This window comes from Andreesenia angusta (assembly GCF_001855385.1).
Classification (GTDB): Bacteria; Bacillota; Clostridia; order Tissierellales; family Gottschalkiaceae; genus Andreesenia; species Andreesenia angusta.
In genome coordinates this window covers 1-22,036 of record NZ_MKIE01000003.1, presented here as the reverse complement: position 1 = coordinate 22,036, position 22,036 = coordinate 1, and the positions used below count along the sequence as shown (strand labels likewise).

The 22,036-nt window shown below is 43.0% G+C and carries 15 protein-coding genes and 2 rRNA genes; 3 read left to right on the top strand and 14 right to left on the bottom strand.

The window, feature by feature from the left end; genetic code table 11:
• Window positions 1-9 precede the first annotated feature (9 nt).
• The 3 genes from carB to EUAN_RS04540 form a co-directional block, all read right to left on the bottom strand.
• Entirely contained in the window at window positions 10-3,198 is a 3,189-nt protein-coding gene (gene carB / locus EUAN_RS04550) for a carbamoyl-phosphate synthase (glutamine-hydrolyzing) large subunit (RefSeq protein WP_071062189.1), read from the bottom strand.
• The gene (gene carA / locus EUAN_RS04545) at window positions 3,198-4,262 is read right to left on the bottom strand and encodes a glutamine-hydrolyzing carbamoyl-phosphate synthase small subunit (protein ID WP_071062187.1); all 1,065 of its coding nucleotides are present in this window, start codon (window positions 4,260-4,262) and stop codon (window positions 3,198-3,200) included. The genes carB and carA overlap by 1 nt, the downstream gene beginning before the upstream one ends.
• 249 nt (window positions 4,263-4,511) lie before the next feature.
• The gene (locus tag EUAN_RS04540) at window positions 4,512-5,153 is read right to left on the bottom strand and encodes a lactate utilization protein (RefSeq protein ID WP_071062185.1); all 642 of its coding nucleotides are present in this window, start codon (window positions 5,151-5,153) and stop codon (window positions 4,512-4,514) included.
• Between the two features lie 353 nt (window positions 5,154-5,506).
• Between EUAN_RS04540 and EUAN_RS04535 the strand changes: the two genes are divergently transcribed.
• Window positions 5,507-7,735 (top strand): stalk domain-containing protein, encoded by a 2,229-nt coding sequence (locus tag EUAN_RS04535; RefSeq protein ID WP_084655722.1) that lies wholly within the window; start codon window positions 5,507-5,509, stop codon window positions 7,733-7,735.
• Between the two features lie 34 nt (window positions 7,736-7,769).
• Here the strand turns inward: EUAN_RS04535 and EUAN_RS04530 are convergent, their stop codons facing one another.
• The 6 genes from EUAN_RS04530 to EUAN_RS04505 form a co-directional block, all read right to left on the bottom strand.
• Window positions 7,770-10,310: a vitamin B12-dependent ribonucleotide reductase gene (locus tag EUAN_RS04530; protein ID WP_071062181.1), complete on the bottom strand. Its 2,541-nt coding sequence runs from the start codon at window positions 10,308-10,310 to the stop codon at window positions 7,770-7,772.
• Between the two features lie 201 nt (window positions 10,311-10,511).
• Complete coding sequence (locus EUAN_RS04525; RefSeq protein ID WP_097678055.1) at window positions 10,512-11,726, bottom strand: NADP-dependent isocitrate dehydrogenase; 1,215 nt, start codon at window positions 11,724-11,726, stop codon at window positions 10,512-10,514.
• A 72-nt stretch (window positions 11,727-11,798) separates the two neighbouring features.
• On the bottom strand, window positions 11,799-12,425 hold the full coding sequence (locus EUAN_RS04520) for an FMN-dependent NADH-azoreductase (RefSeq protein ID WP_071062179.1): 627 nt from the start codon (window positions 12,423-12,425) through the stop codon (window positions 11,799-11,801).
• Window positions 12,426-12,482: 57 nt separating this feature from the next.
• Entirely contained in the window at window positions 12,483-13,673 is a 1,191-nt protein-coding gene (locus EUAN_RS04515; RefSeq protein WP_071062177.1) for a coenzyme F420-0:L-glutamate ligase, read from the bottom strand.
• Between the two features lie 110 nt (window positions 13,674-13,783).
• The gene (gene clpB, locus EUAN_RS04510) at window positions 13,784-16,372 is read right to left on the bottom strand and encodes an ATP-dependent chaperone ClpB (RefSeq protein WP_071062175.1); all 2,589 of its coding nucleotides are present in this window, start codon (window positions 16,370-16,372) and stop codon (window positions 13,784-13,786) included.
• Between the two features lie 98 nt (window positions 16,373-16,470).
• Entirely contained in the window at window positions 16,471-17,955 is a 1,485-nt protein-coding gene (locus EUAN_RS04505) for a methyl-accepting chemotaxis protein (protein WP_071062172.1), read from the bottom strand.
• Between the two features lie 153 nt (window positions 17,956-18,108).
• On the opposite strand from EUAN_RS04505, the gene EUAN_RS04500 reads away from it, so the two are divergent.
• On the top strand, window positions 18,109-18,642 hold the full coding sequence (locus EUAN_RS04500) for a cob(I)yrinic acid a,c-diamide adenosyltransferase (protein ID WP_071062170.1): 534 nt from the start codon (window positions 18,109-18,111) through the stop codon (window positions 18,640-18,642).
• A gap of 79 nt (window positions 18,643-18,721) precedes the next feature.
• On the opposite strand, the gene EUAN_RS04495 is transcribed toward EUAN_RS04500, so the two are convergent.
• Window positions 18,722-19,345 carry a DUF3793 family protein gene (locus EUAN_RS04495; RefSeq protein WP_071062168.1) on the bottom strand — a complete coding sequence of 208 codons (624 nt, stop codon included), beginning with the start codon at window positions 19,343-19,345 and terminating at the stop codon, window positions 18,722-18,724.
• 1 nt (window position 19,346) lies between these two features.
• Window positions 19,347-19,772, bottom strand: a complete 426-nt coding sequence (locus EUAN_RS04490) for a flavodoxin (protein ID WP_071062166.1) — start codon at window positions 19,770-19,772, stop codon at window positions 19,347-19,349.
• A 120-nt stretch (window positions 19,773-19,892) separates the two neighbouring features.
• Here EUAN_RS04490 and EUAN_RS04485 point away from each other — a divergent pair, with 120 nt between their 5' ends.
• A complete protein-coding gene (locus EUAN_RS04485; RefSeq protein ID WP_071062164.1) occupies window positions 19,893-20,552 on the top strand; it encodes a helix-turn-helix domain-containing protein in 660 nt (219 codons plus the stop codon).
• Window positions 20,553-20,612: 60 nt separating this feature from the next.
• Here EUAN_RS04485 and EUAN_RS04480 read toward each other — a convergent pair whose 3' ends face one another.
• The 3 genes from EUAN_RS04480 to EUAN_RS04470 all read right to left on the bottom strand — a co-directional run.
• Complete coding sequence (locus EUAN_RS04480; protein WP_071062162.1) at window positions 20,613-21,473, bottom strand: stalk domain-containing protein; 861 nt, start codon at window positions 21,471-21,473, stop codon at window positions 20,613-20,615.
• Between the two features lie 201 nt (window positions 21,474-21,674).
• Window positions 21,675-21,791: ribosomal RNA gene (rrf, locus tag EUAN_RS04475) — 5S ribosomal RNA — on the bottom strand.
• A gap of 119 nt (window positions 21,792-21,910) precedes the next feature.
• Window positions 21,911-22,036: ribosomal RNA gene (locus EUAN_RS04470) — 23S ribosomal RNA — on the bottom strand; the annotation flags it as partial.

Below are 22,036 nucleotides of genomic sequence, written 5' to 3'. Positions count from 1 at the left end.
GGCCTTTTTTTAGCTGAAGTAGTGCTTTAGTTCTTTGTACTCTACTTCGTCTTCGTTCTTCTTCACATTCAGCGCAGTCAAGAAGAGCTTTGCTGTGTCTATACTTGTGAAAAGCGGTATTCTGTGCTCAGCAGCTTTTCTTCTAAGCTTGAACCCTTTTCTTCTCTTGTCATTTCCCTTAGTAGGTGTGTTTATGATGAGCTTTATATCTCCACTTGCCATCTTCTCAGTTATCTCGGCAGTCTCTATAGGCTCGCACTTTATTCCGTTCTCTTTTAGGAACTGGTAAGTTCCCATAGAGCCGTAGAGGTTGAAGCCCATCTCCACATAGCTCTTGATTATATCTATAGAGTCCGATTTGTCTACGTCTTTTATAGATACATACATTCCGCCAGACATAGGCATCTGAACTTTCGTAGCCTTGAAAGCCTTGTAGACAGCCTTGTCAAGGTCCTCGTCTAGACCTAGTACCTCTCCTGTAGACTTCATCTCAGGCCCTAGGTATATATCTACATCTCCTAGCTTCTCTGTAGAGAATACAGGTATCTTAACGGCGTTGAACTTTTTCTCTTCCATAAGGCCAATTCCGTACTCCATCTCTGAAAGCTTCTTGCCTAGCATTATGTCTACAGCTATCTTGACCATAGGAACTCCAGTCACCTTGCTCAGTATAGGCACTGTTCTAGACGCTCTAGGGTTTACCTCTATTACGTAGATATCCTCTCCGTCATATACATACTGCACGTTTATAAGTCCCTTTGTATTCAGAGCCACAGCCATTTTCTTAGTGTACTCCACAAGCTTGGCCTTGACTTCGTCGCTTAGAGTCATAGTAGGGTACACAGTTATACTGTCTCCTGAGTGAACTCCTGTTCTCTCTACATGCTCCATTATGCCCGGTATCAGTATGTCTTCTCCGTCGCATATTGCGTCTACCTCTATCTCTGTTCCCTTTACGTACTTGTCTATAAGCACTGGGCGTGTCTTAGACGCTGTAACAGCTTCAGTCATGTAAGCTCTCAGTATTTCGTCGTCATACACAACCTGCATAGCTCTTCCTCCAATTACATAAGAAGGTCTAACTATTACAGGGTACTTCAGCTTCTCAACTATCTCGAAGGCTTCCTCTAGGTTTGTAACTCCGCCACCAGCTGGTGAAGGTATTTCAAGCTCGCTTAGAAGCTTTCCGAACTTCTCTCTGTTCTCAGCCAGGTCTATAGAGTCGTATGAAGTTCCAAGTATGTTTATGCCTCTTTCACTTAGCTTTTGAGCTAGGTTTATAGAAGTCTGTCCACCGAACTGTACAACTACTCCTTTAGGCTTCTCCTGCTCTATTATATTCATTACGTCCTCTATATAAAGCGACTCGAAGAAAAGCTTGTCTGAAGTGTCGAAGTCTGTACTTACAGTCTCAGGGTTGTTGTTTATGATTATCGACTGATATCCAGCCTCTTTTATAGCCCAAACTCCGTGAACGCAGCAGTAGTCGAACTCCACACCTTGACCTATTCTTATCGGTCCAGAACCTAGAACTATTATGCTCTCCTCGTCTGAAACCACATTTTCGTTTTCCGTGTCGTAAGAAGAGTAGTAGTAAGGAGTCTGTGCGTCAAACTCTCCACCACAAGTGTCAACCATCTTGTAGACAGGTGTTATTCCGTACTCTTTTCTTAGGTCGGTTACTTTGTCTGTATCTATACCACTCAGTATGCTTATATCCTTGTCTGCAAAGCCCATGTCCTTGGCTTCAAATATAAGCTCTTTTGTAAGCTCTTCGCTAGACAGTCTGTTCTCCATGTTCACAATATTGGCTATTCCGTTCAGGAAGAGCATGTCTATCTTAGTGTCTTCGTTTATCTTTTCAGCAGGTATTCCCATTCTTATGGCCTGAGCTATGGCGAACATTCTCTCGTCGTCGCATCTGTTTATCTTTTCAAGCACTTCTTCTTTAGACATACCCACAAGGCTTCCAAGTCTCATTCCCTCTGCCTTGCTCTCAAGAGAAGTAAGTGCCTTCATCATCGCGTTTTCAAAGCTTCTACCTATAGACATTACCTCTCCTGTGGCCTTCATCTGAGTTCCTAGCTTTCTTGCAGCTTCTGCAAACTTGTCGAAAGCCCATTTAGGGAACTTTATAACCACGTAGTCTATCGAAGGCTCAAAAAGCGCACTTGAAGTCTTAGTCACATAGTTCTTGAGTTCGTCAAGCGTATAGCCTATGGCTATCTTAGATGCTATCTTGGCTATAGGGTATCCTGCCGCCTTAGACGCCAGCGCCGAAGAACGGCTAACCCTTGGGTTTACCTCTATTACGACGTACTTGTCTGTATCAGTGTCAAGCGCATACTGTACGTTACATCCACCTTCTAGATCCAGGTTTTCAAGTATCTTCAGTGCCGAAGTTCTAAGCATTGCATACTCTTCTGTTCCAAGCGTCTGAGCCGGAGCCACAACTATACTGTCCCCTGTATGAACTCCAACCGGGTCCACGTTCTCCATGCTGCATATAACCATAGAGTTGCCCTTTGCATCTCTCATAACCTCGAACTCTATCTCTTTCCATCCTGCAACGCTCTGCTCTAGGAGTATCTGTCCTATAGGGCTGTTGCTGAAACCTGAGTTACAGATCTCTACTAACTCCTCGTCGTCGTGTGCCACTCCACCACCTGTTCCTCCAAGCGTGAATGCCGGTCTAATTATAACTGGGTATCCGTTTTTAGCCACGAACGCCTTGCATTCCTCTATCTTGGTAGCTATTATACTCTCAGCTACTGGCTCATTTATCTCTATCATAAGATTCTTGAAAGTCTCTCTGTCTTCAGCTTTCTTTATAGTGTCAGGCTTAACTCCTAGTAGCTTCACCCCGTACTTCTCAAGTATTCCAGCTTCATTGAGATCCATAGCAAGGTTAAGTGCTGTCTGACCTCCGAACCCAGCTAGCAGTCCGTCTGGTCTCTCTTTAGCTATTATCTTCTCTACAGTGTCTATAGTTATAGGCTCTATATACACCTTGTCAGCCACATTCATGTCCGTCATTATAGTGGCCGGGTTGCTGTTTATAAGGATCGTTCTTATGCCCTCTTCTTTTATGGACTTACAGGCCTGAGTTCCCGAGTAGTCGAATTCCGCCGCCTGTCCTATTACTATTGGACCTGATCCTATTATCATAACCGTCTTTAGCTCTTTATTTAGTGGCATTATTTTCCCTCCTTCACAGTGTCTATGAAATCATTTAGCAGATACGAAGTGTTCTCCAAGTCTGACTCCATTTCAAGTTCAAACTGTATTGATTGAATCTTCAAGCTTGAGTGCTTAAGTCCTTCTACTGTATTGTCGTTTAGGTTTTCGTGTGTAATTTCAAGCTCTGTATTTGCCAAGCTCTCCTTGTTCACAACGTAGCCGTGGTTTTGAGGTACTATATATGCTCTTTCTCTTCCGAAGTCGTACACGGCATGATTTCCGCCTCTGTGTCCGTAGCTCATCTTGTCTACCTGAGCCCCGAATGACTTGGCTAGCAACTGATGTCCAAGCGCTATTCCAAAAGTAGGGTAGCTTTGGGCTATTTCCTTAACCGTACCCGATATCTCTGAAATACTTTCAGCCGATCCTGGCCCTCCACTTATGATCATTCCATCTATATTCTCTGCTTTTATAGTCTCTATGCTCGAGTTATATGGGAATACAGTCACTCCATATCCCTTCTGGCCTAGAGCTTTGACTATATTGTCTTTATCTCCTAGGTCCAGTATTCCTAAGTTAAGCTCGCTTCCAGCTATCTTCTCTACAGCCTCTACGCTGCACTCTGAAACGAAGTCAGTCTTAAACTCGGCTTCTTTAACTCTTTTTTCAAGCTCTGCAACCGAATGCTCTTCGTTCGTTATTACACATTTCAATGTTCCCGATCTTCTTATCTTCTTAGTTATAGCTCTAGTGTCGACTCCTGAAACTCCAACTATTCCCTTCTCCACCATGTACTCTTCAAGATTCTTTATAGACTTGTGGTTGGATGGGTTCCCGTTTACATACTTTGCTATAAGTCCTTTAGTATGCACTTTTGAGTCCTTTCCTTCTCTTATCCCATAGTTTCCTATCCATGGATAAGTCATGTTCACTATCAGTCCTGCATTCGATGGATCTTCAAGCACTTCTTGGTATCCTATCATAGCTGTGTTAAACACAAGCTCCCCTACAGTTGTACCACAAGCTCCAAATCCTTTTCCGAAATAGACTGTTCCGTCTTCTAAATAAATAATTCCATTCATTACATCATCACCCCGCCAGTTTTTTTGTTGTTTACAAAGACTTTTTTTGTATAAAAAAAGCCTTCCTGGGCACGGGCACAGAAAGGCATATTACCTTAAATAAAAGATAAGATTCTATTTATACCTTTCTAGCCTCTCTGGACCAGATTAAAGATAGTTCCTACTTGAAAAAATTTTACCACCTGAGCCTCTAGAGGTCAAGTTTTATTTGTCCAAAATTGAAACTATCCTCTGTATATATTTGATTGTCTAGTAACCAAGCTGCTCATCTATCAATATGACGTGCATTCTGCCCTGCTCTCTCTCTCGCTTTATCAAACTGTACTTGTTGCAAATCCTGTCTTCACTTCTACAGTCCACGCAGTATCCAAGTTTTACACAAGGAGTCTTCTTTTTCAGCCTTATTGTGTTTGGAGGAGCGGCTGTTCTCTTGTTTCTCTCTATGGCTTCATCGAAGTCCTTGACTATCTTGTTCACTCCAGCTACAAACACCACTTTGTCTGGACCGTATATGATGGCGGCAACCCTGTTTCCGTTCCCGTCTACATTGTATATTTCCCCAGACTCTGTTATTGCATTCAGTCCTGTAAAGTAGGCGTCCGCAGAGAATGCTCCTCTGTATATTGACTTTACCTCAGCTTCTGTAAGCCCTTCTGCATATCTATCTAAAAAAACATACCTTCCCGATCTCAGGTGGTCTATCATTCCTACTTCATCTAGAGTTACCGATCCGCCTGATGCAACAGTGCTCCCTTCAGCCACAATCCTCTCAACTATACCTATGGCTTCAGTCCTATTTTCAGCAAAATATCCACTTATGTTATTTGAATTCAGAGATTTTATAACCCTATCAACTTTCTTTCTCAACACTATTTTCGCATTCTGATTCATCAATCTCATCCTCCTGTATTAATAATTATAAACTATTTAGATAATATTTTCATTATTTTTTTGTGCTTTTTAGATATTTTTCATTAAATTCTAGGGCTTTACCCTCACTTTTCTCTCAAATGTCACACACCAGCTTTTTTGGAATATTTATTCACTGTGTATTTCTCTTCTTGGACTTGATACCCTTAAACACTCTAAGAGAAACAAGCTTTGCAAATCAAAAAAACTAGAACTATTTTCTCAGTCTTCCTATCATGCCCAAACTCTGATATATATTGCCTTGTCTATATGGTAAAATATATTATAAGTTGGGTATAAATAAATTGAATTTATTTTTTAGGAGGTATCATGAGATGAAACGAATCATATCGATTTTATTGTCTTGCTCTATAATCGCATCGCCTCTTTCTACATACGCTGAAGACCTTCCTGATATTCTCGCTGTGAGCGCAAAGACAACTAGCGCCCCCATAGCGACCTACACAGGTGCTTTAGTTGACGGAAAGCAGCTTTCGCTTAGAAATGTGGGCGTCTCTTTCAATGAATCCGAACTTCCGACTAGCTTTCCAGCTGTCATTTATGAAGGCAGGACTATGGTTCCGCTTAGAGATATAGCTGAAGCCATGGGAGCCGATGTTGTTTGGAACAATGAAAGCGGTGAAAAAGGCGTTACAATAAAGTCAAAAGACAAGACTATCTACCTTGAAATAGACAGCAACTATGTTTTGATAAACGGCATAAAGAAAAAAATAGACCTAGGCGTTCCTCCAAAGCTGATCGGCAGGCAAGGGGAATCTCACAGCTACACTATGGTTCCACTCAGGTTTATATCCGAAGAAATCGGAGGTGTTGTAAACTGGAGCCAGGAAAGCTTTCAGGCCGAGGTTGTATATCCACAGCTTGGTATAGACAGAACTCATGTCGAGCTATCTGATATAACTTCAAGTGACCTGAATTCAAAGCAGCTCTCGTCGGTTTCACTTTCTCTTTCTTCAGGCAGTGCACCTAAGGTATATGTACCGGCTGAAAGTCCAGACAAAATAGTGCTGGATATTCCGAATGGAAAGATAAAGATAGGAGGAATCGAAAGAAAGTACTTTGAGTCTCATATCTCAAAGTTTCCTGTGAAGTCAGTTACAGCTTCTCAGCTAGATGACAACAACTTAAGGGTGACTATAAACCTTTCGTCCAAGACAAGCTTCGAGCCTGTTTTCGACGGGAACAACGTGTCTGTCGTCTTTCCTGAGCTTTCGGTTAATTCCTTGGGAAATATAACCCTTGAAAACATAAATGGGCGAGAAGCCATAGTGCTTCACAACAGCAGCACTACGGACTACAAGGCCTTCACCATGTCTGGAAGGGTAGTTGTAGATATGCTGGACACGTCGCTTAACACAAGTAGTTCAGTTAGTTCTAGCTCTGTAGCCAGGGTAAGGACTTCGCAGTATGAAAACCCAAAAGAGTACAGCAGCGGAACTCTTGTCACAAGAGTCGTGCTCGACCTTAAAAGCGATGTGAGCAAGTTTTCTTACACAGCGGAACGAATCGGCAATAATCTGGCCCTGTTCGTGAAGAACGAGACTCCTACAGCACCAGAACCTAGCTTGCCTGAAGAGCCTCAAACTCCTGGCACAGGTGGATCTGGAAACCAGGACAACGGCGCAGCTGTGACTTACACTCAGTACAACGCAACTATTTCTGATATGGTAAAGGCGCAGTCTTCAAGGCTGAACGTCACTGACAAATACAGAAACGAGCCTGGATTTGTGCATAGCTCTCAGCTCCAGACTGTGAACGGGATGGTGGGCACTGTAACTTCAGATGCAGCTCAAGTCAGGTCCCAGATGGATGCCATGTCATTTGCATATGGTACTCTCAAGAAAGGAAGCATAGTATCTATAACAGGAGAGGAAAACGGCTGGTACAGGATTCAGTACACCGCCACTTGGAGAAACGCCAAGCCTGAGGATATAAGGTACTACCTCGACCCTGGCAATTTCCCTATGAACACAGCTGGATCTTTTCAGTTCCTAGACCTCTCAAGGTCTTCTGGAATTTCAGCTCTTGAGCTGGACAAAAATGTGCTTGTAAACAAGGGAATCCTGAGCGGCAAAGGATCTTCCTTTATAGAGGCAGGAAAGACTTACGGCGTAAACGAGATATACCTAGTGTCTCATGCTTTCTTGGAGACAGGGAACGGATCTTCTTCTCTAGCCAAAGGAGTGCTGGTGTCTACTGTAGACGGCAAGCCTGTCGAGCCTAAGACAGTCTACAATATGTTCGGAATAGGCGCTGTAGACTCCAATCCTCTGAAACTCGGCGCTGAAAAAGCCTACAAGGAAGGCTGGTTCACACCTGAGAAAGCTATAGTCGGCGGAGCCAAGTTTATAAGCGAAGGCTATATAAGCAAGGGCCAGAATACGCTCTACGAGATGAAGTGGCATCCAGATATAAACAAGATATGGCACCAGTATGCAACAGATATAGGCTGGGCCTACAAGCAGGTAAACAACATGAAAAAGCTATATGACCTATGTTCAGGTTATACGCTTAAATACGACATTCCTGTATATAAAAAATAAGTCTATGGAGGATTTCCTCCATAGACTTATTTTTTTAGCTACATCCTGTTGTGCTCCCGCACTCTAGACATATGTGGCATGTTCCGTTTGGAACCATGGATATGCTTCCACAGCTTGAACACTCCACTTTTTTAAACCCTTCTTTTTCATCTAATCTGTAGTTTTCAACCTCTGATCTGAAGTGAGGCTTTTCGCTTTCCTCTTTTTCCTTGAGCTTCTTGACTAGCTCCAGCAGCTCCCAGTAGCTAAGCTCCTCCAGCTTCTTCTTTTCGTCTCTCTTGGATGAGTTAAGCGGCTGGCTGGCCTTGCTTCCATCTCTATAAAGCGCTATACACTTTACCCCCATCTTCCAAGCCTGGCTGTGGACTTCCTTGAACTCCTCTATAGTAGCCGAGTTCGGTAGGTTTACAGTCTTGCTTATGGCTCCTGATACAAGAGGCGTGATCTGAGCTATATACTTCACATGGGCCATAGGCTCTATATACCTCGCTCCTGTGCCGCATTTGTTGGCCGTGTCGAACACCGTTAGATGCTCCGGCTTCAGATGAGGCGCACCCTCTATCTTTCCATCTTTTATCTTCTCGTATGAGTATCCGTTCTCCGTCACCTTCTCTTTTTTCAGGATATAGTCCTCTATGTCCCTTATCTGAGAGTTTGTATACCCGAGCTTTTTAAGCGCAATTGAAATATGGGGGTTCACTATCTCCATAAACCCTCCGCCTACAAGCTTCTTGTAGACTACATGCGCAAAGAAAGGCTCAGGGCCAGTAGTGGCGCAGTCCATCGCCAACGCTATAGTCCCCGTAGGCGCTATTACAGTCACCTGTGCATTTCTATATCCGTATTTCTCCCCATACTCGTAAGTCTCTCTCCATACAGACTTAAGGCATTCAGACAGACTCTCCAGCCCCTCTTTCTCAAGCACAGAGTGGTCCACCTTAAGAGGTGTATATCCAAGCTCGAAATCTCCATCTATGGCGTCCACTACCCTTGCATGGTTTCTTATAACCCTGAGCATAGACTCTCTGTTTCTAGGGTATTCTGGGAATGATCCCACCTTTTCCGCCATAAGAGACGACATCCTGTACGCCTGTCCTGTCAAAAGCCCAACTATTGACGCACCTATGTTTCTCGCCTCGTCGGAGTCGTAAGGATGCGCCATCATCATGTGAAGTGCTCCTAAGTTTGCAACACCCTGCCCAGTCGTCCTGTAGAGGTGGCTTCTCTCCGCTATATCAGCTGTAGGGAAATGACCCCAGTGTATAGTGGCTTCCAGTATAACCTGCGCCAGCGACACAGCATGTTTGAAGTTCTCTGTGTCGAATTCTCCAGTCTCCGGGTTGTAGTACTTTACTACGTTGTGACTTAGAAGGTTGCAAGCTGTATCCTTTAAAAAGTGGTATTCGCTACATGGGTTTGAAGCCTCTATGTCCTCCACCTTGCATGTGTTCCAGTCGTTTATTATGTCGTGGAACTGGGGCGCAGGGTCTGCACAGAACCAAGACGCGTAGTTGAACTTGTCCCAAAGCTTCGAGGCGTCCACACTCTTGTTTATCCTGCTGTCCACGCGGCCTTTTAGCTCCCAAGAAGAATCCTCTTCCCCGAGAGCCTTTCTCATAAATTCGTCTGTAAACCTTACAGAGTTGTTGCTGTTCTGGCCTGAAACCGTTTCATAGGCCTCTCCGTTGAAGTCCATGTCGTAGCCCATCTTGCCTAGCGCCATGACCTTCTTCTCCTCTTTTACCTTCCAGTCTATGAAATCCTCTATCTCAGGATGGTCTACATCCAAGCAGACTATCTTGGCCGCCCTTCTTGTAGTTCCACCCGACTTTATGGCCCCTGCATTTCTGTCGAACACTTTGAGAAAGCTCATAAGCCCTGAAGATGTGCCTCCTCCGGAAAGCTTCTCGCCGACTCCCCTGATTTCAGAGAAATTGGTTCCCGTGCCCGAGCCATGCTTGAAAAGCCTAGTCTCTGTGACTATCTGCTCTGTTATGGACTTGTCTCCTAGCAAGCTGTCAGCTATCGAAACTATAAAACAGGCGCTCCCCTGAGTCCTCGTGTAGGCGTCTTTTGAAGCCTCTACTCTTCCTGTCTTCTCGTCGTAGTAGTAGTGACCGTCTGATTCCTTCTCTATACCGTAAGAATGTTTTAACCCTGTGTTGAACCATTGAGGGCTGTTGGGTGAAAACCTCTGGTCCATTATCATATAGGCCACTTCGTCGTAGAAAATCTGCTTGTTGTCCTCGTCTAGAATTCCCTCGTTATAGGCGGCCTCTGTCCAGAAACTTGTAAGTCTATGTACAACTTCCTTCATACTCCTCTCATATCCGTATTTGTTTGTAACTCCCTGCTTTCTGAAGTACTTGCTGGCTATTATGTCGCATGCATTTTGCGAGTAGAACTCCGGGAACTCCAGATTCTTCATGTCAACTGTAGTCTTCCCAGTCTTGTAGTCCTGCATCACAACGTCCACCGTCTTGTATTTAAAGAGGTCGTATACGCTCTTGCCTCTGTATTTCGGCTCTTCGAGTTTCTGGGTATATACCCTCTTTATTTCATTCTCCAACTTCATCGCTTACCTCCGCATAGTTTAGAATACAATATCTTGTGTTTTATTCTATTTATTTTTCTAGATGTAGTATATATTCTAAACTGTTTTTTGATATTTTGCAATTCCTATTTAAGGCGAAATCCGTTCTAAAATTTGATTGAACTGTCTTTTAAATAGAAAAAGACCATCTCTCGATGATCTTTTCTGATATTTCAATTAGCGCTACTTCATCATAGCGTCCAGTCTTGACTTTATCTCCAGCAGGAACTCCTCTGTGTTCACGCTCTTCTTCTGCTCTACTTCTGAAAGCTCTATAAGGTCTTTAGTCATTACACCTTCTTCTATAGTCTTTATAGAAGCTTCTTCAAGCCTGTCAGCAAACGACATAAGCTCTTTTATTCCATCTAGCTCTCCTCTTTTTCTAAGGGCCCCACTCCAGGCGAATATAGTCGCCATAGCGTTAGTTGAAGTCTCTTCTCCCTCTAGATGTCTGTAGTAATGTCTCTGAACTGTTCCATGGGCCGCCTCGTACTCGTAGAACCCTTCTGGCGATACAAGCACTGATGTCATCATAGCAAGGCTTCCGAATGCAGTCGCTACAAGGTCTGACATGACGTCTCCGTCGTAGTTCTTGCAGGCCCACACCATTCCACCTTCCGACTTCACAACTCTGGCTATGGCGTCGTCTATAAGAGTGTAGAAATACTCTATGCCCGCTGATTTGTACTTCTCTTTGTACTCAGCTTCGTATATCTCCTCGAACACGTCCTTAAACCTGTGGTCGTATATCTTGGAAATAGTGTCTTTAGCCGCAAACCAAAGGTCCTGCTTTAAGTCAAGTGCGTAGTTGAAACAAGCTCTAGCAAAGCTGTCTATCGACTTGTCTATGTTGTGCATTCCAAGCGCTACTCCCGGCCCGTCGAAATTGTGTACAAGCTTTCTCTCTATTTCGCCGTTTTCATCTGAAACCACAAGCTCCACTTTGGCAGCCTTTTCGATTCTGCACTCCACGTCCTTGTATATGTCTCCGTAAGCGTGTCTTGCAACTGTTATAGGCTTTTTCCAAGGCTTTACAAACGGCTTTATGCTGTCCACTGTTATTGGAGTTCTGAAAACTGTTCCGTCAAGTATGGCCCTTATAGTCCCGTTAGGGCTCTTCCACATCTCTTTTAGCTCGTACTCTTTCATTCTGTCTGCATTAGGTGTTATAGTTGCACATTTAACCCCTACTCCGTATTTCTTTATGGCTTCTGCAGCCTCTACAGTTATCTTGTCGTCTGTCTCGTTTCTCTTCTCAAGCCCTAGGTCGTAGTACTCTGTCTTAAGCTCCACATATGGCTCGATAAGGTTTTCCTTTATCATGCTCCATATGATTCTAGTCATCTCGTCTCCGTCCATCTCTACTAACGGCGTATTCATCTTTATTCTATCTGTCACTATTATCCCTCTTTTCTGCTTTATTTTCATCAGTTCTAGTAATATATTATCACTACTTTGGGCTTGCTTCAACTAAAAGCTCTTTAGAACTTCCTCTATCCTCTTGTCTCTTCTCTTTATTATCTCAGCCCCGCTGTACCTGCTGCTGTTTGTGGACTCCACTAGTATAGGGTCTACACACGCTACGCCTACAGATCCGAAGAGCGACTTCAAGTAGTAATGTGACAAGTCTTTTTCATAGTCGTCTTCAGCGTACACTCCTCCCGTAGCCTGTATGTAGAGCAGCTTCCTCCCTCCAAGAAGCCCCTCTAGCTTTCCGCCACTTGCGTACCTGAAAGTCTTGTTCACCACAAACAGCAGGTCTATATACTTCTTGAGCTTCCAGTTCATAAAGAAGTTCCACATAGGCGAGACCATGACGTACTTGTCGAAGCTCTTGAACTCATCCACAGCTCTGTGGACTTTTTTCAGAGACTCTCTCTCTAGGTAAGTCAATTCCTCCCCTGTCTTGGCCTTGTCCCAGGCCCTCAGCACATGTTCGTCCACCTCTGGAATCTCCTCTGTGTAGAGGTCTTTTTCCACGACTATGTCTTCAGGGTGGAGCTCCTTGTAACTCTCTATGAAGATCCTGCCCGCTGTCAAGCTGTATGAATCGGACTCAGCCTTTGGATTGGACTTTATGTAGAGAACTCTTTTCATTTCAGCGCCTCCTCTATAGTATTCAAGGCGTTGATCTCTCAACGCCCCGCACTTTTATTATTCACTAGCTAAATTGTCAAAATATCCTTGTACAAGTATTATAGGTGTTCCCTTGTCCCCACTTCCGCTTGTAAGGTCGCAAAGGCTTCCTATAAGGTCTGTAAGCTGTCTAGGTGTAGTTCCCAGGCTGTGGTGCTCTGCAAACTCAGCACTCTCGTTCGCCCTTATCTTTTTCTTTATTTCGTCCATCATGTCTGAAGACTCCATATCGCTGAACTCGTTGTCGGCTACATACTTCAGCTTTATCTCGCTAGGAGTTCCAAGCAGTCCGTCTGTGAACCCTGGTGAAACAACTGGGTCTGCAAGCTCCCATATCTTTCCTACTGGATCTTTGAAAGCCCCGTCTCCATATACAAGCACTTCGACCATTTTTCCTGTCTGAGCCTTTATCTCCTGCTGTATGCTTCTTACAAGCTTGTCGCAGTCTCTAGGGAAAAGTTTCACTTTCTCCTCTGTAGAAGTGTTAGATCCAAGCAGTCCGTACTCGTCGTTGTATCCGCTTCCATCTATAGGGCTGCTCATAATCTCATCTATGCCGTGTACATTCTTGGCTCCAGCTATATTCAGTATTCTCTTTGTTCTTCCTCTTTCATGTATGTTGGCAACAAGTATATCGTCTGCATACTTAAGAGCTTCTTTTGCGTCATTTGTGAGGTATATCTTTATATTGTCCTCTTCCGAAATCTCTCTGTACATTCTAACGTAGTCCACACCTGTAAAAGGATGATTTACATGCTCTCCGAAAAGTTCCCTGTACTTCTCCTCTGTCAGGAAGTCCTTGTATGGATCAACTCCCAGTCTGTCCATTGCGTCTACGTCCATAAGGTGGTTTCCAACTTCGTCAGATGGGTAGTTTAGGAAAAGATGCACGTTCTTGCCTGTTCTAGCTATCGCCTTAAGTATTATGGCGAATCTGTTTCTGCTCAGTATAGGGAAAAGTACTGCTATGTCGTCGCCTTTGAACTTGCTGTTCAAATCTTCAACTATATTGTCCACAGTTACATAGTTTCCCTGCGCTCTTGCAACTAGCGACTCTGTTATCCCTATTACGTCTCTGTCTCTAAGGCTGAACCCCTCGCATTTAGCCGCCTCTAGTACAGACTCCACAGTTATCTTCGCTATGTCGTCCCCTTCTTTTATCATCGGTGCTCTAAGACCTCTTACAACTGTACCTACTCTTCTTTCCATTAAAGCATTCTCCTCTCACTTATCTTTCGTTTTATATTATACATCATTTTAGAAACTCCGCTATCGTTTTCTCTCTCTTTTGCAAAAAAAAAAGACAGTTTCCTGTCTTTTTAAGATTTCACCACAAGTTCTCCACTCTCTTCTTCCACAACTATGCTGTCCTCTTCGCCTATTTCCCCGGCTATTATCTTCTTTCCTATCTCTGTCTCTATGAACCTCTGTATATACCTCTTTATAGGTCTAGCTCCGTACACATTGGAGTAGGCATTTCTAAGGACATGGTCTTTTGCAGCCTCTGTAAGCTCTATTGTCATATGCCTGTCCTCTAGCCTCTTGGCTATGCCTTTGACTACAAGGTCTATTATCCTGTAGATGTCCTCTCTGTTTAGAGGCTTGAACATTATGATCTCGTCTAGCCTGTTCAGGAACTCCGGTCTGAAGTTGCTTCTCATAATATTCATCACATCTTCTTTCGCCTCTTCTGTTATACTTCCGTCTTCGCCTATCCCCTCTATAAGGTAGTCCGAGCCTATATTGGAGGTCATTATTATGATGGTGTTCTTGAAGTCCACAGTCCTGCCCTGGTTGTCTGTAAGCCTTCCGTCGTCTAACACCTGAAGCAGTATGTTGAACACATCTGGGTGAGCCTTCTCTATCTCGTCAAACAGCACTATGCTATAAGGCTTTCTCCTGACCGCTTCTGTAAGCTGTCCGCCCTCGTCGTAGCCCACATATCCTGGAGGTGCTCCTATAAGCCTTGCAACCGAATGTTTCTCCATATACTCCGACATGTCTATCCTTATTATATTCTTCTCGCTGTCGAAAAGAGCCTCTGAAACAGTCTTTGCAAGCTCTGTTTTTCCAACTCCTGTAGGTCCTAGGAATATAAAAGACCCTATTGGTTTGTTTATGTCTTTAAGCCCGGCTCTCGCCCTTATTACTGCATCCGAGACATTTCTTATGGCTTCGTCCTGCCCTATCACTCTCTTCTTCAGAATAGACTCGAGCCTCAAGAGCTTCTGCCTCTCTCCCTCTACAAGCTTTGTAACAGGCACACCTGTCCATCTGGCCACTATTTCAGCTATGTCTATATCGGTTACTTCCTCTTTTAGCATGCTGTGTTCCTTGCTTTTCTCGCTTTCCTTCTGAGCTTCTAGCTCCTTCTCCAGCTCCTTGAGCTTGCCGTACTTAAGCCTCGCAACACGCTCTAAATCGTACTTCCTCTCGGCTTCCTCGATCTCTATCTTTACAGCGTCCATCTCTTTCTTGAGCTCGCTTATCCTCTCTATGCCCTCTTTCTCTATATTCCACTGCGCCCTAAGTTCGCTGGCCTCTCCCTCCAGTTCAGATATCTCTTTCTGTATAGTATCCAGCCTCTTTTTGGAATAGTCGTCTGTCTCCCTCTTGAGCGACTGGGCCTCTATCTGAAGCTGCATTATCTTTCTGTTCAGCTCGTCTATCTCTATAGGCACGCTGTCTATCTCCATCTTGAGCATTGCGGCCGACTCGTCCATAAGGTCTATGGCCTTGTCTGGAAGAAACCTGTCGCTTATATACCTGTCCGAAAGGTTTACGGCGGCTATTACAGCGCTGTCCGCTATCCTGACGCCGTGGTGTATCTCGTACTTCTCCTTTATACCCCTCAGTATAGCTATGCTGTCCTCCACTGTAGGCTGATCCACCACTACCTTCTGGAACCTTCTCTCAAGCGCGGCGTCTTTCTCTATATACTTCCTGTACTCGTCTAGAGTTGTAGCCCCTATGCAGTGAAGCTCCCCTCTTGCAAGCATTGGCTTTAGAAGGTTTCCGGCGTCCATGGCTCCTTCTGTCTTTCCAGCTCCTACTATATTGTGTATCTCATCTATGAACAGAATTATCCTGCCCTCCGACTTCTTCACTTCCTCTAAGACTGCCTTGAGCCTCTCTTCGAACTCGCCTCTAAACTTGGCTCCAGCTATAAGCGCTCCCATGTCCAGCGAAAAGATGGTCTTGTCCTTAAGCCCCTCCGGCACGTCTTTGTTCACTATCCTCTGCGCAAGTCCTTCAACTATGGCAGTCTTTCCTACTCCTGGCTCTCCTATAAGCACTGGGTTGTTCTTAGTCCTTCTAGAGAGAATCCTGATAGCATTTCTTATCTCGCTGTCTCTGCCTATCACAGGGTCTATCCTTCCCTTTTCAGCATCCTCGCAGAGATCTCTTCCGTACTTTTCAAGCACTTCGTAAGTTTCTTCCGGGTTATTGCTACTCACCTTTTGGTCTCCTTTGACTTTTCTAAGCGCCACCAGAAAAGCATCTACATTTACACCGTACTTTTTAAAAATCTCCTTTGACTTGGAATTCCTTTCCTTTATAAGCGCAAGGTATATATGCTCTACGCTTATATATTCATCCCCATAGCTTCTCGCCTCGTCCTCCGCGTTTAAAAGTATCTTGTTGAGAATCCTACTGGCGTATGGGTTGCTTGCCCCTTCGCCTTGAAGTTTTGGAAGCTTCGAAATCTGCTCTTTTATCTCTCTTTTCACCGACTCTATATCTATGTCCATAAGGCTGTAGAGCTTAGAGATAAGCCCTCCTGACTGATTCATTAGAGCCAGGTTTATATGCAGGTCCTCTATCTGGGAATTTTCATTTTTTATGGCCTCCTCTGTAGCCAGCTCTATGGCCTCGAGGGACTTCTGAGTGAACTTTTCCATTTTCATGACTCCATCTCCTTTTTATACTTTGACTTTCTTTGACTTTGTTTATATTATAATTACTTCTGCTTCTAAAATCAAGTTCTTTTTAAAAAGATAAGGCACTAGGCCTTATCTATCTTGACTTTGAATACATACTCTCCCTCTCTACTCATACTCTCCGCTTTAGACGAAATTCCTCTAAGTATTTCTATTATCTGCTTTGAAAGGTTTTCAGTATAATGGTATTCTTTCTTTGCATTCTCCATATCTCCCTTGGATATATAGTCTTTTACCACATCGGCTTTGCTGTGGAGCTCTTTGTGCAGAGGGTCCACTCGTTTCCAGTCATTTGCAAGCTCAGGATGCTCTAGGTCTATAGAGTGATAGAAGTGACCGAATCCACATTTGTGACCGTCTGACTGTATCGGTTTTACTTCTCTGTTGTCGACCATCTCCTTTAGCTTTACGACCCAGTTCTGGTGTGCAGATACTGCTGAGTTTACAGACTTTATAAAGTCATCGTTGTAGATAGGATGAGTCCCTTTGTTGAGTATCTTTATAAGCTCCCCTATTATTCTCGAAATCTCTGTGTCTATATCTGATATCTTTTGCGAAGACTTCCTGGTCTCCTCTGCGTCGTCAAAGACCTCTTTGGCCATGTAGTTTATCTTCTCTGAATCTACAGCTATTGTGTCCATGGCCTGTGAAATCTCTACTGTAGAAGCGTTTATCTCCTGCATCATGCTCGCAAGGTCTGTCACGCCATTTACAGTTGTCTCAAGACTCTCCACACTTTCTTCAAAAGTCTTGCTCACGGAGTCTATCTTTTCGCTCATATCTGCCATTGAAGCTATAGTATGGTTTACACTGTCTGTGCTCTCCTTTGTTGCAACCCTTATGTTCTCTGTGAAAGACTGCATATCTGAAAGCTTGCTCTTTGTGTCCTCGGCTAGCTTTCTGATTTCTTCGGCAACTACAGCAAATCCCCGTCCGTGCTCTCCTGCCCTTGCAGCTTCTATAGAGGCGTTTAGAGCCAGCAGGTTTGTCTGCTCTGCTATGCTGCCTACTCCTTCAACCATCTCGTCCACTTTTCTAGACATCTCCTCTAGAGTGGCTATCTTATCCGCCATTATGTCTGCATCCGAGACCACATTGTCCTTTATCTTTATGACGTAGTCTATCTGCTCTCTGTTCTCTTTATTCGTCCTTATCAAGTCGTCAGACTTTGCCGTTATGTCCTCAAGTATCGAGTTGCTGTTTTCTATAGCCTCCTTTACCTGGCTCATACCGGCTGTAGTCTCCTCTACAACCGCCATATTGGATGTACTGAAGTAAGACAGTTCTTCTGCCACGCCCTCCATTTTCTTAGATATAAATGATATCTCTACGTCAAATTCGCTCAGCTTAGACGACTTTTCCAAGAGTTCAAGCAGATACTTCTTGTTTTGGCTGTTGTTCTCCAGTAGATTCATAAATATATTGAGTATATACTGGTGGAGGTCAAAATCCACTACAGGCGGATCCACATTCTCGCCATCCAACCGCTTCTCTACGTATGTAACTATCTTTCTGGCCTCGTCGCAATTTCCTCTTTTCTTAAATATCATATAAACCCTCCTAAAATTTCAATATTCATATTTTCTATAATACCCAGTTAACTGTTTTTCTACCCTATTTAAATATTATTTGCTTTTATCTTCTATTTAAGCATTTATTATATTATAATTATCTCATAAATAGAATATAAAGGGGCTGATTTTTTGAAATTACAAACTGGTCTTATTCATATATACACTGGAGATGGCAAGGGGAAGACCACTGCTGCAATAGGACAAGGGCTGAGAGCTTCCGGAAATGACCTCTCTGTCTATATGGTTCAATTCCTGAAAAGCAGCAATACTGGGGAGCTTCGCGCGCTCGAAAAAGTTGAAAACTTCAGCATATTTAGGTTTGAGCGTCCTAGAGGTTTCTTCTGGACCTTGAGCGACGAAGAGAAAGCCGAGCTGCAAGAAGACATCGACAAGGCGATGGAGTTTATCTCTTCAGTCATAACTAACTCCGACTGCGATGTACTTATCTTGGATGAAATAATGGGCGCGATATCCAACAACCTTGTATGTTCTGAAGAGCTTGCCTCTTTGCTTAAGTCAAAGCCTGAAGCGATGGAGATAATCTTGACTGGCCGAAATGCTCCAGAAAACCTGATAGAGATATCCGACTATGTAAGTGTTATAACGCCTCTAAAACATCCGTTTGAATCTGGAATCCCCGCTAGAAAAGGTATAGAGTATTAAACTCAAAAAAGTCGCGAACTGGAGTCAGCCAGCTCTGCGACTTTTTTGACTATTTTTAATTTTTGCCATTGCACTTTCTCTACTGTAGAGAGCACTCCTTTCCCCTAAAACTTCTCATAATGCTGAGTGTATCGTCTAAGTTCTTTCCACCCAGTATACTTTCCATTACTATGTTTTTAGAGAGATCGTAAAGACCAAATGTCTTTTTAGCTTCGCTTAAATTCCCGTACACCTTCCAATAGCCACAGTGTATGCACTCTTCCCCTTTTATGAACCCAACCACATCTCTTGCAGGTATACCCAGAAATACACCTATCTCGTGAGGAAACTCGTCCATAGTCATCCTGAGCTTTAACCTCTCTAACTTTTCTTCAAGTGAAGATTCAGAAGTATATCCCAAAGAACCGAGTATCTTTTTATTTTCGACACTCTCAAGTTGGAAAGTCAAAGTCTCCTCGCTGTATATAAACACAACTGTCTTTTCGTACCCTGATTTTATCTCTACATGCTTTATATCTTGGTTGTCTAGCTTTTCAGCCCATTCTCTAAACAGCTTTATTTCACTAGACTGAACAGATATAGTCATCGAAGGCTTTAGCTTCATGATAACAGGCGATGTCATATAAGTCAGAAAGCAGTCCATATATTCCCCTCTCTCTAGTCTAGAGATGTTCTTGAAAAATTCTTCGGTTATACTTCTCATATTATCTTCCTTCTACCAAAGATTTTCCATATGTCTTGCACTGCTCCGCACTTTCTCCATCTGGAGTAAGATTAACTATGCAGCCATCGCCTACAACCTCTGCTCCGTAGCTGGATATCGTGTCTTTCCACTCTCTCATCCACTCTCCATCTCCCCAGTCATAAGACCCAAAGAGCCCGACTCGCTTTCCTGAAAGCTTGTCGCTGTTGGAAGATATAAAGTCCTCCATCTCGGCCTCAACTTCCTCGGCTCCCATAGAAGGCGATCCCAATGCCAATATCTCTGCGTCCAAAGCTCCACTGTCGGCTGTAGTCACATCTATAAGCTCTACATCTGCTCCTGACGCTAAGGCTCCTTCTTTTATAAGCTCTCCCATCTTTTCTGTGTTTCCTGTCCCACTCCAGTATATTATATTTAACTTTGCCATATTCGCTCCTCCTTATTGATATTGATTATCATTTATATTATAATTCTACTATAGATATATTTTATTTTTTATAGAAATCAATTGTGTTTTTATAAAAAATCATCCAGGAGGTTTGTTTATATGTGCAGTTATAATTTTGAAGACGAAATACTAAAGGCCATTCGACTAAAAGACTTGAGTTTGGCCATCGATATATATGAAAAGCATTGTTCTAAAAGCGAGCTTACCCTGTCGGGTGAAAGCTTTGTAAGGTCTTTGAAAAACCAAGTTATATGTACTATCTACTACATAGGAAAAAGCGTATGTCAAACCCCTTGTTCTAAGCTGAAAGAGCTTACTGCGTCTTATATAAGAAAAATAGAGTCAGAGGGCTGTCCTGATGAAATCTTGTCGATTGGAAGAGAAGCCCTAACTGGCTTTTCCAATTTTATCTCCTTTAATTCTTTAAACTGTAGCAATATATTGATCTTTGAAACTATTGAATATATAGAGAGCAACTTGAACTCAGATCTCTCTTTAGAAGTTCTTTCAAGCAGAGTGCATGTATCTAAGAACTACCTCTCTTCTATGTTTATAAAACATACTGGGATGAGAGTTACCAGTTTCATAAATAAACTTCGAGTTTCTAGAGCCAAGGAATTTCTCGAGTCTGAGGACTATTCTCTAGAATATATATCCAGCATATGCGGGTTTAAAAACCAAAGTTACTTTTCCACTGTCTTTAAAAAGATCGAACTAAAAACTCCCATGGAGTACAGGTCCAAGTGCTCCAATAAGTGAACAGCGTGCCTGTCCACTTAGTACAGCTTGTGGACTTGCAACGCCGTTTATCATTATTTTTTAATTATCGTCATCGCTATTATTGTCTTCTTTGTCGTCGTCAGTGTCATCACTGTTGCTATCATCATCGTCATTGCTGTCATCGTCGTTGTCGTCGTCAATATCATCGCTACTGTCATCATCGTCGTTGTCATCGTTGTCTTTATAGCTCTCAAAGTCTATATCCAAGTCCTTTAGCTCATTTTCCAGCTCTTCAATCTTCAACTTTAGCGAATCCAGCTTAGCTTTATCTTCATCTTTCAGAGCTTTTTCCAATTCTTCTAAATCCTCTTTCAGATCCTCTAAGCTCTCCTCTAAGTCCTCTTTTATTTCATCAACGTCGTCGTCCAACTCTATTTTTCCGGTCTCTTTTACATATGAAATCTTAGTCCCGAGCTCCTCTGCTATAAATCTAAGCGGAACATAGGTCCTGCTTGAGAAAGCCTGTGCCTCAGAATCTATCTCTTTTTCAATGCCGTTTACTAGCGCTATATTGCTTCCAAGCTTCAGAACTATTGTCTTATCGTCTTTTTTTATGACAACTTCTTTAGTCTCTGGAAGCCATTCAACCTGAGCTTTAAACCCTTCTGATATAGCTCTAACCGGAACTAGAGTTCTGTTTTCCTTTATAACAGGAGGTGTATCGAATTTTATACTTCTCCTTGAAACTATATCCTCCACAGATATAACAGAGACACCTTTATTTTCTTTTCTTATTTTCTCGCCAGCCTCATTTATCTGCTTTAATTCATTTGTACTGTATATGCGGTTGCTTTTTCCATTGCTTTTATTATTGTCTCTATCTGCCATTGTGACTCCACTCGATACCATAATCGCAGATGCTAGAACTAGCGACATTATTTTCTTTCCATTTCTTTTCAAATCTATTCCCCCTGTATTTTTAAATTTTATTTTACTTGAATCTTATACCCTATTTTTACATATATATATGACTTACTCAACAGTATTTTGAAATATAAGTTTTTTTGAGTATAAGGTCCCTGCAAAATAAAAAGCAGCCTTATTAGAAAGTTTTTCTCTAATGGCTGCTGTTCTATATGTATGCTTATTCAAAAAATAAAAAACCAGCGACGTCCTACTCTCCCAGGTCGCTTCCAACCAAGTACCATCGGCGCTGAAGGGCTTAACTTCTGTGTTCGGTATGGGAACAGGTGTGACCCCTTCGCTATCGTCACTGGATTATGTGTCCTTTAAGTGTCTGTACACTCAAAACTACACAGTGAATATGGATGACTTGCAGAAATCTTTGATTTCGTTTCAAGTCACTACTCAGCAGATAACTGCTGAGTTTCATCTATTTGGTCAAGTCCTCGATCTATTAGTATCACTTAGCTGAAGACATTGCTGCCCTTACACCTGTGACCTATCTACCAGGTAGTCTTCCTGGGATCTTACTCTGTTAACCAGATGGGAAATCTAATCTT

Bases quoted from the DNA above. Each gene is read 5' to 3' on its own strand.
- carB (WP_071062189.1), bottom strand. From the start codon at position 3,198: ATGCCACTAAATAAAGAGCTAAAGACGGTTATGATAATAGGATCAGGT.
- carA (WP_071062187.1), bottom strand. From the start codon at position 4,262: ATGAATGGAATTATTTATTTAGAAGACGGAACAGTCTATTTCGGAAAA.
- EUAN_RS04540 (WP_071062185.1), bottom strand. From the start codon at position 5,153: ATGAATCAGAATGCGAAAATAGTGTTGAGAAAGAAAGTTGATAGGGTT.
- EUAN_RS04535 (WP_084655722.1), top strand. From the start codon at position 5,507: ATGAAACGAATCATATCGATTTTATTGTCTTGCTCTATAATCGCATCG.
- EUAN_RS04530 (WP_071062181.1), bottom strand. From the start codon at position 10,310: ATGAAGTTGGAGAATGAAATAAAGAGGGTATATACCCAGAAACTCGAA.
- EUAN_RS04520 (WP_071062179.1), bottom strand. From the start codon at position 12,425: ATGAAAAGAGTTCTCTACATAAAGTCCAATCCAAAGGCTGAGTCCGAT.
- EUAN_RS04515 (WP_071062177.1), bottom strand. From the start codon at position 13,673: ATGGAAAGAAGAGTAGGTACAGTTGTAAGAGGTCTTAGAGCACCGATG.
- clpB (WP_071062175.1), bottom strand. From the start codon at position 16,372: ATGAAAATGGAAAAGTTCACTCAGAAGTCCCTCGAGGCCATAGAGCTG.
- EUAN_RS04505 (WP_071062172.1), bottom strand. From the start codon at position 17,955: ATGATATTTAAGAAAAGAGGAAATTGCGACGAGGCCAGAAAGATAGTT.
- EUAN_RS04495 (WP_071062168.1), bottom strand. From the start codon at position 19,345: ATGAGAAGTATAACCGAAGAATTTTTCAAGAACATCTCTAGACTAGAG.
- EUAN_RS04490 (WP_071062166.1), bottom strand. From the start codon at position 19,772: ATGGCAAAGTTAAATATAATATACTGGAGTGGGACAGGAAACACAGAA.
- EUAN_RS04485 (WP_071062164.1), top strand. From the start codon at position 19,893: ATGTGCAGTTATAATTTTGAAGACGAAATACTAAAGGCCATTCGACTA.